The sequence below is a fragment of the Chryseobacterium sp. FR048 genome, from assembly GCF_056844665.1.
The window spans coordinates 426,252-439,991 of sequence record NZ_JBXDSE010000004.1; the positions used below are offsets into that span (position 1 = coordinate 426,252).

At 35.7% G+C, this 13,740-nt stretch carries 11 protein-coding genes; all 11 read left to right on the forward strand.

Features of this window, described 5'->3' with window-relative positions; all coding sequences use genetic code 11:
- Positions 1-176: 176 nt before the first annotated feature.
- The 11 genes from AC106K_RS14460 (at position 177) to AC106K_RS14510 (ending at position 13,732) form a co-directional block, all read left to right on the forward strand.
- A complete protein-coding gene (locus AC106K_RS14460) occupies positions 177-566 on the forward strand; it encodes a hypothetical protein (protein ID WP_482446234.1) in 390 nt (129 codons plus the stop codon).
- 252 nt (positions 567-818) lie between these two features.
- Positions 819-1,232: a hypothetical protein gene (locus AC106K_RS14465; protein WP_482446235.1), complete on the forward strand. Its 414-nt coding sequence runs from the start codon at positions 819-821 to the stop codon at positions 1,230-1,232.
- Between the two features lie 196 nt (positions 1,233-1,428).
- On the forward strand, positions 1,429-1,569 hold the full coding sequence (locus AC106K_RS14470; RefSeq protein WP_482446236.1) for a bacteriocin-like protein: 141 nt from the start codon (positions 1,429-1,431) through the stop codon (positions 1,567-1,569).
- Between the two features lie 578 nt (positions 1,570-2,147).
- The gene (purB, locus tag AC106K_RS14475) at positions 2,148-3,575 is read left to right on the forward strand and encodes an adenylosuccinate lyase (protein ID WP_047096071.1); all 1,428 of its coding nucleotides are present in this window, start codon (positions 2,148-2,150) and stop codon (positions 3,573-3,575) included.
- 328 nt (positions 3,576-3,903) lie between these two features.
- A complete protein-coding gene (locus AC106K_RS14480; protein WP_482446237.1) occupies positions 3,904-4,890 on the forward strand; it encodes a WG repeat-containing protein in 987 nt (328 codons plus the stop codon).
- A gap of 5 nt (positions 4,891-4,895) precedes the next feature.
- Positions 4,896-6,323, forward strand: a complete 1,428-nt coding sequence (locus AC106K_RS14485; RefSeq protein ID WP_482446238.1) for a serine hydrolase — start codon at positions 4,896-4,898, stop codon at positions 6,321-6,323.
- Between the two features lie 148 nt (positions 6,324-6,471).
- Complete coding sequence (locus AC106K_RS14490) at positions 6,472-7,512, forward strand: PDDEXK nuclease domain-containing protein (protein WP_482446239.1); 1,041 nt, start codon at positions 6,472-6,474, stop codon at positions 7,510-7,512.
- Positions 7,513-7,525: 13 nt separating this feature from the next.
- Positions 7,526-11,221, forward strand: coding sequence for a phosphoribosylformylglycinamidine synthase (locus tag AC106K_RS14495; protein WP_482446240.1), 3,696 nt, complete (start codon positions 7,526-7,528; stop codon positions 11,219-11,221).
- 129 nt (positions 11,222-11,350) lie between these two features.
- A complete protein-coding gene (locus AC106K_RS14500) occupies positions 11,351-12,187 on the forward strand; it encodes a GLPGLI family protein (RefSeq protein ID WP_482446241.1) in 837 nt (278 codons plus the stop codon).
- Between the two features lie 146 nt (positions 12,188-12,333).
- On the forward strand, positions 12,334-12,906 hold the full coding sequence (locus AC106K_RS14505) for an RNA polymerase sigma factor (RefSeq protein WP_482446242.1): 573 nt from the start codon (positions 12,334-12,336) through the stop codon (positions 12,904-12,906).
- Positions 12,890-13,732 carry a HEAT repeat domain-containing protein gene (locus AC106K_RS14510; protein WP_482446243.1) on the forward strand — a complete coding sequence of 281 codons (843 nt, stop codon included), beginning with the start codon at positions 12,890-12,892 and terminating at the stop codon, positions 13,730-13,732. Before AC106K_RS14505 ends, AC106K_RS14510 begins: the two co-directional genes overlap by 17 nt.
- The last annotated feature ends 8 nt before the right edge of the window (positions 13,733-13,740 follow it).

Sequence of the window (13,740 nt, forward strand, 5' to 3'; positions counted from 1 at the left end):
TATTTTATATTATCAAAGAATATTATTTCATATTTTATAAATTCTTGAATAATAAGATGGTCACCTGTAAAATCATGATGAAGATGAATGATGGATAAAAACCCGTGGCAAAAGCATTTTTTGAGCTTTTTGGCATGATTTTTAATAACACTGCTTTAACTTCAATATAACAAACAATGAAAAAAACAATTTTATGTAGCGCAATGTTCCTTGGTGCTTTGGTATTCGCACAAAAAACACCGGTATTAGGTGGCGATAAAGATGCTCACGGATGTATCGGTTCAGCAGGATATACCTATTCGCAGATCAGAAAAGACTGTGTAAGAACTTTTGAAGAAAAAATCAAATTAAAAGAGGTCGCTTCAAAAGGCGATTATATCGCAGCTGTTATTTTCAGTAAAGACATGAAAAAAGCTGAGGTTTTTGTGAAAGATGCAGAAGGAGGAAGCGTTATTCTTAACAGAGCAGGAAAAGCAAAAGCATGGAAAAAAGACGGTTATGCATTGGTTCCTTTCAAGAAAAGCGGTTATCAGCTCAAAAAGGACAATGTCGTTATCTATCAATAAACTCCGGGATATAAAAAGACAGAAGCTACTCAAAAGAGTGGCTTTTTTTGGTCTATACCCATATGATGACTATAGACGATGCTTGCATGTTATCAATATCCAAGGTAATCATTGAGATATAGAACAATTTTCATTAGGAAAGCACCCAAAATGTAAACAATTCAGAAATAATGGTTTTTGCCACTAACAATGAAATTAATATCTTTATTGTGTGAAATACTTTTGCCAAATTGAAAACATTAATAATTTAATATGAAAAAACCAATTTTATTTTGTACGATGTTCCTTGCTTCCTTAGCTTTTGCACAAAAAAAAGCTCCGGTACTGGGAGGGGACAGAGATGTTCATGGCTGTATCAACTCTGCAGGGTATACCTATTCACAACTCAGGAATAATTGTGTAAGAGTTTTTGAACAGAAAATAAAGCTAAAGGAAGTGAACTCAGATAAAAGTTATACTTCAATGACAGCAGTTATTTTTAGTAAAGACATGAAACGGGCCGAAATCTTTATTCCGGATGGAGCTGCAAAAAGTATTATCCTTGAAAAAGAAGGAAAAGATAAAATCTGGAAAAGCGGCAGCCATATTAAAGAGACTTATGTCTTAGTTCCCTACAAGAAAACAGGCTACCAGATCAAAAAAGATGATGTTGTAATTTATCAGTAAAATCAAGCTTGCACAAAAGAATAAAGTCACTCGGAAGAGTGGCTTTTTTATTGAGGATAAATGAGAGAGTGTTTATTAAATCATGTAAAAAAAGAAAATTGACAAATGTTTTGCTGAAAAAGTGTATCTTGTTATGACCAAATTAAAGCAGAATCCGAAAAGCATAGAGAGTAGGAAAAATCAACAAAATCTTAGTATGAAAAACTTAAAAAAACTTTCCAAAAAAGAATTGAAAACCGTTCAGGGAGGTATCCCAATGTGTCTTCCTGGGTATTTTTGGTGTTCATTCGTTAAAAAATGTATCCCTGTAGGAGCATCATGCGGACTTATCGATTAGTCTGATGGATGAAAAATAATGTAAAAAGGCTGCCTCCAAAACAAGGTAGCCTCTTTTTTAGTCATGATGTAAACTCCAGAATGAATTTTTTTAAAAAAATCCTGGCACCTTAAAATCATAAAAAAAAATTACATTTTCCAACAAAAAATACTAGCGCCTTTGCGTTGTCCGACGAAAAAAATCGTGCATTCGTGGCAAAAAAATACCCCATAGATCAGACCAATTATGCAGATTTTTACTCTTCTTCATAATCCGCAGGAACTAAAAAATCCTACTTACAAAATAAAAAGCGGTATTCAATTTTATCGAAGATAAAATCCTAGCGCCTTAAATGCGTAAAAAGAATAACCATTAGCGCCTTTGCGTTTCCAACAAAAGTATTCGTGGCAAAAAAATCACTCGCAACTCAGTCAGATTGCACATATTTTCACTTCTCCATATAATCTGTGAGATCCAAAATAATATCACACAATCCCTGGGCCGAAGCGAAACAATATTAGGTAGAAAATCATAAAAACAGCATTTTCATCTCTCACCGAAAAACCGTATTTTTGTACATCTAAAAAGTAAAAGAACGAATGAATTCCTACAAAAATCCATTGGAAGAGCGCTATTCCAGTGAAGAAATGTTATTTAATTTCTCACACAATAACAAATTCCGTACCTGGAGAAAGCTTTGGATCGCTTTAGCTGAAATTGAAAAAGACTTAGGTCTTGAAATTACAGACGAGCAGATCGCTGAACTGAAAGCGAATGCTGAAAATATCGACTTCGATAAAGCAGCAGAATACGAAAAGAAATTCCGTCATGATGTAATGGCTCACGTTCACACCTATGGAGATGTGGCGCCTTCAGCAAAAGGAATTATTCACTTGGGAGCTACTTCAGCTTTTGTAGGAGACAATACAGACTTAATTCAGATCCGTGACGGACTTTTAATCCTGAAGAAAAAGTTGGTCAACGTAATGAAAAACTTAGCAGACTTTGCGATTCAGTACAAAGACCTTCCGACATTAGGATTTACACACTTCCAACCCGCTCAGTTAACGACTGTAGGGAAGAGAGCTACCCTTTGGTTACAGAGTTTGGTTCTTGACATCGAAGAATTAGACTTCTTCCTTGAAACCCTTCGTTTCAGAGGAGTAAAAGGAACTACAGGAACTGCTGCAAGTTTCCTTGAACTGTTCAATGGAGATTATTCAAAAGTAAAACACTTAGATAAAGAACTTTCAAAAAGATTCGGTTTCGAAAAAGTATTCGGAGTTTCCGGACAGACTTACGATAGAAAAATTGATGCTAAAGTTGTCGCTTTATTAGGGAATATCGCTCAATCTGCTCATAAATTCACCAACGATTTACGTTTACTTCAAAACCTTAAGGAAATTGAAGAGCCGTTCGAGAAAAACCAGATCGGTTCATCGGCGATGGCGTACAAGCGTAACCCAATGAGAAGTGAAAGAATCGGGGCATTGGCAAAATATGTAATGTCTCTGACGACGAGTTCCGCAATGGTAGCTTCTACACAATGGTTTGAAAGAACATTGGATGATTCTGCAAACAAGAGATTAACGATTCCTCAGGCTTTCTTAGCTGTTGATGCCATTCTATTGATCTGGAATAATATCATGAACGGAATCGTAGTATATCCGAACAGAATCAATAAGCATATCGAAGAAGAACTTCCTTTCATGGCTACAGAATACATCATCATGGAAGAAGTGAAAGCAGGTGGAGATCGCCAGGAAATTCACGAAGTGATCAGAGTTCATTCTATGGAAGCTTCCAAAAAAGTGAAAGAAGAAGGAAAAGAAAATGACCTGATCGAAAGAATCTTAAACGATGATTCTTTAAAATTAGACAAATCAAAATTAAAAGAAGTTTTAGATCCGAAGAACTTTATCGGGTTTGCACCGATTCAGACTGAAGAATTCGTCAAGAACGAAGTGCAGCCGATTATAGACCAGAATAAAGATCTGATAGGATTAGAAGCTGATCTTAAAGTATAAAACAATATGCAGCCTTTTGGGCTGCATTTTTTTTGAACGAAACTGAGAAAAGATGGTTTTGTAGATGAGTATTTAATGGAGCAATATTATTATTTGTTAACTCCTCCTGAAAATCATCAGTTTGACTATGTAGGGTATCAAAAATGGAAATTGGAAAATTCAATAGCCTACGATACTTCTAAAAAGCTTTATATTATTGTAAATTCACGCAAGAAGACTGATCTTAGCAAAGATGAATAGTTTGTAATATAATTACTCGTAGAATTGTTATATAAATTAAAAGGCTTAATCTCAGAAAATGGCAAAAATATTTTCACACTAGATGATCATGAACAAACTTCTTTTAATCATTCTATTCATTCCAATCATTTCTTTTTCTCAAAAGAAAGAAGTGTTGAGGTATTTTACATCCAAAGATTCTTTAATTGGAGTTAAAAACCAGGCCGGAAAAATCATTATACCGGCAGAATTTAGAGATTATACCGGAATTAAAGAGGGTGAATTAGTACAGGAAGGAATAGGAAATGAAACCATTCTCTTTGTTGGCGGAAAAAAAAATGAAAAATCTGAGAAAAATACCTCTGGATATGTTTATGACAGAAAAGGTAATTTTTTGTACCAGCCTTACTTATTTGATAATGGAGCAGATTATTTCTCTGAAGGCGTAAGAAGATTTGTAAAAAATGGAAAAGTAGGATTTGTAGACCGTTATGGGAAGATCATAATTCAGCCTGGCCATGACTTTGCATCATCTTTTAACTATGGATATGCCATATTCTGTGATGGGTGCGATTGGGAGAAAACAGATGATGAACATCCTGCGATCGTAGGTGGAACCTGGGGAGTAATGAATACCAAAGGAGAAACTGTGCAACCGTTTACAAAGTATACAGAGAAAGACATTGATATTGATGGGAAATATTACCCATATTCATTCCAATACAATGAAAAAGAAAAGAATATCCTTAGATTCTTTGAAAAATACAATAAAATAATTTCGGCAGTTCATTATGTCAACGTTTATAATGAAATGTCTGAAGATGAAAAAAAGCTTCTTTTTGAAATTGTAGAAAGGCCACAAGGAGATTTTCCTTATTATCAGATCAATGCCTATGATAATAGGAAAACCAACTTAGCAGCATTTGATGATCTGAAGTTTTTTGTGTCAAAAGATGGGAAAACTGTCTTTAATATCAATTATGAAGATCAATTGATTCCTTTCGAAAAATGGCTGAAAGAAGAAATCAAACAAGCAGAAGAATATCAGAAAAAACATTCTAATAACCCGAATAAATTCAAAAATAACCATAATTAAACCTAATGAGAAAAAATATATTCATATTTATTTTTGCTTTGGCATTTGCAAAGAATCATGCGCAAAGTGATAAAAATGTGTACTCAATTATAGATGCAGCTGCTCAGAAAGTGGCAAAAGAGTCAAAAGCCTATTCAGTTTCTGTCGGAATAATCAAAGATGGTAAAATTTATACCAAGCACTTTGGAGAAATAGACAAAGGAAAAGGTAACAAAGCAGATGATAATACATACTTTGCGATCGCTTCCGTTACCAAGCTTTTTACAGGTCAGTTGTTGGCGCAGGCAGTTCTGGAAGGGAAAATAAAACTGGATGATGATGTACGTAAATATTTAAAAGGATCTTATCCAAACTTAGAGTACAACGGTGTTCCAATCAAAGTCAGAGACTTGATTTCTTACCAGACAGCACTTCCAAGAAATCTTCCCACTGATGATGAACTGAGAAAAAACATGACGGATGAGACTCCTTTTCTTTACGAGAAGCTCAACGATGGGTATACCAAAGAAGACTTTAAAAAAGATTTGGCTACCGTAAAATTAAATATGAAGCCGGGTACAGAATATAAGTACAGTAATTTAAGCCTTGAATTGGCAGGTCTCATGCTGGAAAATATTTATGGAAAAAGCTATGAAACCCTTTTGAAAGAAAATATCTTCTCAAAAGCTGGAATGAACCATACCAAACTCGAACTTGGTAAAAATGAAGCTCAGGCCAATGGGTATCATGAAAATTATCGTTTGATGCCGGTTCCAAAAAGCCTTTTATGGGGATCCGGTGGTGCTAAAACCGAATCTACGATGGGAGATATGGTGAAGTTTTTAAAAGAAGAGCTGGATCCGAAAAATAAAATCGTTCAGGAGTCTCAAAGAAACATTAACAACAGCAAAGATGGCTGGTATGGGTATTTTTGGGATAAATACTGGATTACTGAGCATGGTAAAAGAGGTTTTAAACACGGCGGATCCTATGGGATAAACAGTTTGTTTACCGTATTTCCAGAACTGAATATCGGAATCTGTATCATCGTGAACATCAATGGCCCCGAAACATTTACCGCACTTTATAATGGGACGGACAGTTTAGTAGCAGATCTTATTTCAACTTCAGATAAAAAGCAGGTGTATGGGTATTCCGTAAAAGGAGATAAAATCGTTTTCTCTTACACACATCCGAAAAACCTGGACGGAAATCTTATCAATACTGTCTCCGTAGCAGGTAGTTTCAACAATTGGGACTCTGAAAATAATGAATATCAGATGATAAAAAAGGATAAAAACCTTTATGAATTGGAGGTTCCTATCTCTCGATTTGAAAAAGGAAAGCCCTATTCGTTTAAATTTGTATTGAATAAAGAAGAATGGATTGGAGCTTCTAAAAATGCATCCAATAATGACGGAACCAAAGATAATAATCTGGCATTGATATTATAGGAAAAAGAAAGTAAAAAGAGTAAATTTGTACTCCGGGACGAGACCAATATAAATGGAACAGGTGAGGGTAATCTGACATAGGTACTCTGAACTCAAAAAAAGTAAAAAGAAAAATAAAATATAAAAATCTGACATCTAATTTTTAATAATGTTACAGAATCAGGATCATCAACAATTAATTACCGATTTAAAAGAACTGGTTGATAAGACGAAAAGTCAGGTCGCTGTTCAGGTAAACTCGGCAATGGTGGTTTTGTACTGGAAAATCGGACAGAGAATAAATGAAGATGTTCTGGGGAATAAAAGAGCAGAGTATGGTAAAGAAGTAATTTTACAAATTTCTCATCAGCTTACCGTAGAATTTGGAAATTCTTTCTCTGAAAAAAATATTCGAAAAATGATGCAGTTTGCTTCAGTTTTTGATAATTTCGAAATTGTCGCATCAGCGATGCGACAATTATCATGGACTCATTTTTTACTTCTGATTCCTATTTCTCAGGATACGAAGAGGAATTTTTACCTCGAAGTTTGTAAAATTGAAAATTGGAGCGTCAGAACTTTGAAAGAAAAAATAAATTCTTTGCTTTTTGAACGGACTGCAATAAGTAAAAAGCCCGAACAAATCATTAACAAAGAACTTAAAAATTGGTCCGAAAATAGTATTTTAAATCCTGACCTGGTTTTTAAAGATCCTTATTTCCTTGATTTTTTAGAATTGAAAGATACTTTTTCTGAAAAAGATTTAGAAGAGTCTATTATTGTGGAACTTCAAAAATTTATTTCTGAATTAGGAAGCGATTTTGCATTTCTTTCAAGACAAAAGAGAATCACGATTGATAACAGAGATTATTACATGGATTTGCTTTTCTATCATAGAAAACTAAAATCTCTGGTTGTTATCGAACTGAAATTAGGCGAATTTGAGGCTAGCCATAAAGGGCAAATGGAGCTTTATCTTTCATATCTTAACAAATATGAAAAAGTAGAGGGTGAAAACCCACCGATTGGTTTAATTCTTTGCTCCGGAAAAAACTCCGAACATATAGAACTGATGAATCTCGAAGGAGATAATATAAAAATTGCAGAATATTTACTTATCTTACCTTCAGAAAGAATTTTGCTTGAAAAATTGAATCGCTCAATAGAGATAGCAAGAAATAAATTTGAAAATAAATCTAATATTAAATAAAATCTGACATCTAATGTCTAATAACAAAAGAATTTTCGTAGAAAAAAGAGGAATTTTCGATGTTGAAAGTCCAAAAATTTTTGATGAAGTAAAAGCAGTTGTTCCGGCAATTCAAAGTGTGAAAGTCTACAATGTGTATGATATTTTCAATTTGAATGACGGGGAATTTGAGAAAGTAGTAAACAATACTTTTGTAGATCCTGTGACTGATATTTTACATTCAGAAAACCCTGCAAAAAGCATTCATTTCGGTATGGAATTCCTGCCTGGTCAGTACGATCAAAGAGCAGATTCTGCACAACAGTGTATTGCTTTATTGACAGAGAATGAAAAGTCAAAAGTAAGAAGTGGAAAACTGATCGAATTTGAAGGAGTAACAGAAGCTGATTTGGTGAAAATCAAAGACCTTTTGATCAATAAAGTAGAATCTCAGGAAAAAGACCTTTCTATCCTGGATATTCCTGCTGACGAAATCCCTTCAAAAGTTTTAATCCATGATAACTTCATCAACTTCAATGATGCTGAACTGGAAAATTTCTATAACAATCACGGTTTTGCATTAGGATTAGATGACCTGAAATTTATTCAGGAGTACTTCAAAACCGAAGAAAGAAATCCTACAGAAACTGAGCTGAAAGTATTAGACACCTACTGGAGCGATCACTGTCGTCACACGACTTTCGAAACAGAATTGTCAGACATTCAGTTTGAAGGAAAATTCAAACATACATTGGAAACCATTTTCAATGATTATATCGAAAAAAGAAAATTCTTAGGCCGTGAACTGAAGCCTATTTCCTTAATGGATTTAGCAACAGTTTGTGGTAAATATTTCCATAAAACAGGAAATCTTGACAACCTTGTGATTTCTGACGAGATCAATGCCTGTACCATCCAGATCGAAGCAGAATACGATGGTAAAAAAGAACCTTGGTATTTATTATTCAAAAACGAAACGCACAACCACCCAACGGAAATTGAACCTTTCGGAGGAGCTTCCACTTGTTTGGGAGGTGCGATCAGAGACCCTTTATCCGGAAGATCTTTCGTATTCCAGGCGATGAGGTTGACAGGTGCAGCAGACGTTTTAGAACCGGTAGATAAAACATTACCAGGGAAATTACCTCAAAAAACCATTACAAAACAGGCTGCCAACGGATATTCATCTTATGGTAACCAGATTGGTCTTGCAACTACGATGGTTTCTGAAATCTACGACGAAGGCTACAAGGCAAAAAGAATGGAAGTTGGTTTCGTTACCGGAGCCGTTCCTGTAGATTGGGTAAGACGTGAAAAACCTGCGAATGGTGATTCTATCATCATCTTAGGAGGAGCAACGGGGCGTGATGGAGTTGGAGGCGCAAGTGGAAGTTCAAAAGAACAGGACGAAACTTCTATTCACACCATGAGTTCTGAAGTTCAGAAAGGAAATGCAGTAGAAGAGCGTAAGATCCAGAGATTGTTCAGAAACCCTGAACTGACAAGATTAATCAAGAAATCAAACGATTTCGGTGCAGGAGGAGTTTCTGTAGCCATTGGTGAAATTGCAGACTCTCTGGAAGTAAACCTTGATGTATTACCATTAAAATATGAAGGTCTGAACGGTACAGAACTCGCTATCTCTGAATCTCAGGAAAGAATGGCAGTTGTGGTAGATCCTAAAGACAAAGAAAGGTTCATCAAATTCTGTGAAGCTGAAAACATTGTAGCTGTGGAAGTGGCAAAAGTGACAGATTCAGGAAGAATGCAGATGTTCTGGAAAGGAGACAAAATCGTTGACCTTTCAAGAGCATTCCTTGATACCAACGGATGTTCAAAATCTCAGGAGGTGAAAATCAACCACCTTGAAGAAGTAAAAGTAGAAACTAAAGCGTTCAACGAAGAAAACTTATTGAATGCTTTAAAAGATAAAAACGTAGCTTCCCAGAAAGGGTTATTGGAAATGTTTGACTCTTCCGTAGGAGGAACAACCGTAGCCATGCCTTTAGGTGGAAAATACCAGCAAACCCTGATGGAAGGAAGTGTACAGACACTACCGATTTTAGGCGCAAAAGATATTAAAACAGTTTCTTTGGCAAGCTGGGGATTCGATGCTGAAATCTCAAAGCAAAACTCATTATTGGGAGCATCTTATGCCGTTGTAGAAAGTGTGGCGAAGATTGTTGCGATGGGAGGTGATTATAAAAATATCAGATTAAGCTTCCAGGAATATTTTGAAAAACTGGGTCAGGCTCCTGAAAAATGGGGTAAACCTTTAGCATCCCTTTTAGGAGCTTATGATGCGCAGATCAACCTTGGATTGGCAGCAATCGGTGGTAAAGATTCCATGAGCGGAACGTACCAGGACCTGAATGTTCCGCCAACATTGATTTCTTTTGCATGTGCTAACGGAGATAAAGAAAATATCATTTCTCCGGAATTTAAAGCAGCAGGAAACAAAGTGTATTTCTTTAATCACATCGCTCAGGAGAGCGGTCTTCCAAACTATGATGCTTTAAAAGACGTTTATGAATTCATCTTCAACAACATCAAGTCAGGGAAAATTGTTTCTGTGAAAACCGTAAAAGATGGTGGAGTAGCAGTAGCATTGGCGAAAATGAGCTTCGGAAACAGATTGGGAGCAGAAATCAACGCGGATGAAAATACTTTATTAGCTAAAAATATCGGTAGCTTAATCATCGAAGCTAAAGAAGAATTAAGCAATGGATCTCTTCAGCTAATCGGAGAAGTAAAAGATTCAGGAATTTTGAAAATCAACAATCTTGAAACCCAAATCACGAATCTCGAATCCGCTTACACCGGTACATTCGAAAACCTTTTCCCAACAGCAGAAAAAGAAAAGATCACGGTTGAAATAGAGGAGACATCAAACTCAATCCACCCAAGAAATATCATCATCAAAAAACACGGAATTGCACAACCTAAAGTATTTGCTCCGGTGTTCCCGGGAACCAACTGTGAGTATGATACCCTGAATGCATTCCAGAAAGAAGGCGCTGTTGTCAGCAGTCTGCCTTTAATCAACATCAACCACCAATTGTTGGATGAAAGCATCGATGCATGGGTGGAAGAGATCAGAACGTCTCAGATTCTTGCCTTCTCAGGAGGTTTCTCTGCAGGTGATGAGCCGGATGGTTCTGCAAAATTCATTGTTAACGTTTTAAAGAACGAAAAGATGAAAAATGCAGTTCACGAACTGTTAGACAGAGACGGTATGATCATCGGGATCTGTAACGGTTTCCAGGCTTTGGTAAAATCTGGGTTGCTACCTTACGGAAGAATCAAGGATTTAGATGAAAACTCTCCTACATTGGCTCACAATGCCATCAGAAGACACATCTCTCAGATGGTGACGGTAAAAGTGGTAAATGATGAAAGTCCTTGGTTAAAAGGAATGAAAGGTCAGACTTTCACTATTCCAATTTCACACGGTGAAGGACGTTTCATGGCTTCAGAAGAAGAAATCAAGAAGTTGTATGAAAACGGACAGATCGCGACACAGTACATCGATTTCGATGGAAACATTGCTCACGGAATGCCGTTCAACCCAAACAACTCACTATTCGGAATTGAAGGTGTTACCAGCCCATGTGGAAAGATCTACGGAAGAATGGGACACCCGGAACGTTTTGCTGATGGTCTGATGAAAAACATACCCACCGCAAATTATCACAACATATTCAAAAACGGAGTCGAATACTTCAAATAACAATAAAAGAAAATGACTGTCAACAATGGCAGTCATTTTTTTATGCAGATGATTGATACTTTTATGATCTGAAGTTGCAACATTTTTTCAATTTCTGCGTCATTACAATAGTTAGTAAAAAAAACAATTATGAAACTAAAACTATTGATCATTTTATTTGCATTCATGGGCTCTGTTAATATCTTTTCACAATCATACAAAATAATCTATGATTTCAAATGGAGGACCGAAAAGGGAAGTAAAGAATATAACTCAGAATTAACGGCGCTCATAAAAAATAATGAAGCTTCCTATTTTGAATCCTTAGCAAAATTCAGGTATGATTCTTTAAAGACAGTTCTTGTAAAACAAGGATCCAGAAGCTTCCCAAGCCCGAAAGAAACATGGAAACTGCAGGCATTAATCTCCAAAAATTTTAAATCTCAAACCACGGTTTCCGAAGAAAATTTCTTTGATAAAGTCTATTTCACAACCTATACCTGCAAACCAAACTGGAAAATTCACCAGGAAAAAAGCACCCTTTTCAATTATACTGTCCAGAAAGCAGAAACAGATTTTGGAGGGCGAAAGTGGATTGCATGGTTTACCAATGAGGTGCCGGTTAATGATGGACCTTATAAATTTTTTGGGTTACCCGGGCTTATTCTGAAAATATCAGATTCTGAAGAAAATTTTATTTTTGAAATTAAAGGAATCACCAAAGAAAAAAACAGTATTGAAGAACGAAACGCCTATACTTCAAAGGTAAACTTTACCCCAAAACAATGGGAAACCTTTTGGAATAAATACCAGAAAGAACCCTCAATGATTTTTGCCAATCTTAATTCCTCTAACAATACATTTACCTATGTATACAACGGTAAAGATGTAGATTCCAGAGAAGCGAAAGAAGCGTACAATAAAGCCGAACAGGAAAAAATAAGTACTTTTAAAATTCCTATTGAAACCCAATGGTGTGAACAATAGCTCATAGAAAAGCAATTTTCTTTTTAATAATTTTAATCTTTCTAAAAAAGGACCGATAAAAAGTCATAAAAAAGATAAACAACTGCAACATTGAAGACCGATTGGTGTCTATTATATAGAACCAATAAATAAAAACGAATAACTTTTTGAAAACAACAACAGAAAATATCAGTGACAAAGAACTGTTGGAACGATGCCGTTCCGGGGACAATGTAGGGTATTCTCTGCTCTATCAGCGTTATTCTAAATCGGTTTTCAATTCAATTTTTCGCCTTGTGAACGAAAGACAGGAAGCCGAAGATATTCTTCAGGAAGTTTTTCTAAAAGCATTTTCAGAAATAAAATCCCTGAAAAATTCGGAAAGTTTCGGCGGGTGGATAAAGCGGATTGCGATCAATCATTCACTCAATTTTCTTCGGAAAAGAAAAATTTACTTTACAGAAATTGAAGATGACAAAATGCTGGATATACAAGATGACGAATGGGAAGAAACACTGAAGAAGGAATCCCGTGTACAAGAACTTCAAAATGCTATTGATGAACTTCCACTGCAGACAAGAACAATTGTTAACCTTTTTCTGTTTGAGGAAATGCCGCAGGAAGAAATAGCAAAAGTTCTGGATATACCACCCGGCACGGTAAGAAGCTATTATCACCGTGCAAAAAAGAAAATTTTTGAAAAACTAACTCAAAAGATCCAGGATGAACGATTCGCTTAAAAAATACATTAAAGATCATCGTGAGGAATTCGACACACTCGAACCACCTGAAGATGCGTTTGAAAAAATAATGTTCAGATTGAATGAACCAGCTGTTTCAACAGAGAAAACAGTACCGTTGTTTCCATGGAAAAAGTGGATGGCAGCAGCTTCTATAACCATTATTGCTGGTCTTGGAACTTACACTTTATGGAACCAAAAGGAAATTGAAAAAGCTGTTGTTGCTAATGTAAAAATGACAACAGGAGATAAAAAAAATGAGGCAATTCCAAATCAGAAAAATAGATGGGAAACTGAAAAAACAGTAACTGGAGAACATGAAAATACAGGCAAAACTTTTGTAAATACCAGTTCAGATCTTCATCAAAAGCTAAGTGATCCTCAAAATCTAATTCAGAATAATCATTCAGAAAATGAAAACAGTTTGGCGAAAACAGATGCTATGGCCCTGATCAACAATCAGTATTCCGCAAGTTCCCGATTAGAAGGAATTACCTTGATAAAGGATCATTTGACTTCTGATGCACAGCTGATCAATATTGTATCTGAAAAAGCCCTGTCAGACGAAAATACAAATGTGAGATTAGCAGCTGTTGATGCTTTATTTGCCAACGTTGAAAATCCAGCTATCAATAGAAATATTCAACAGATTTTTCTTCATCAGGACGATCCGGTTGTACAAAAAGAACTGATTACTTTTTTAAGAGCGAAAAATCCAGACGGCCTCAATAGAGAAGTTAATACCAGACTTGAAGAACTTACGCAGGACCCTGGAACAGCAGTTTTCGTAAAAGATGAAGCTTATGCTGTATTAATGAAATATTGAACCTCCGA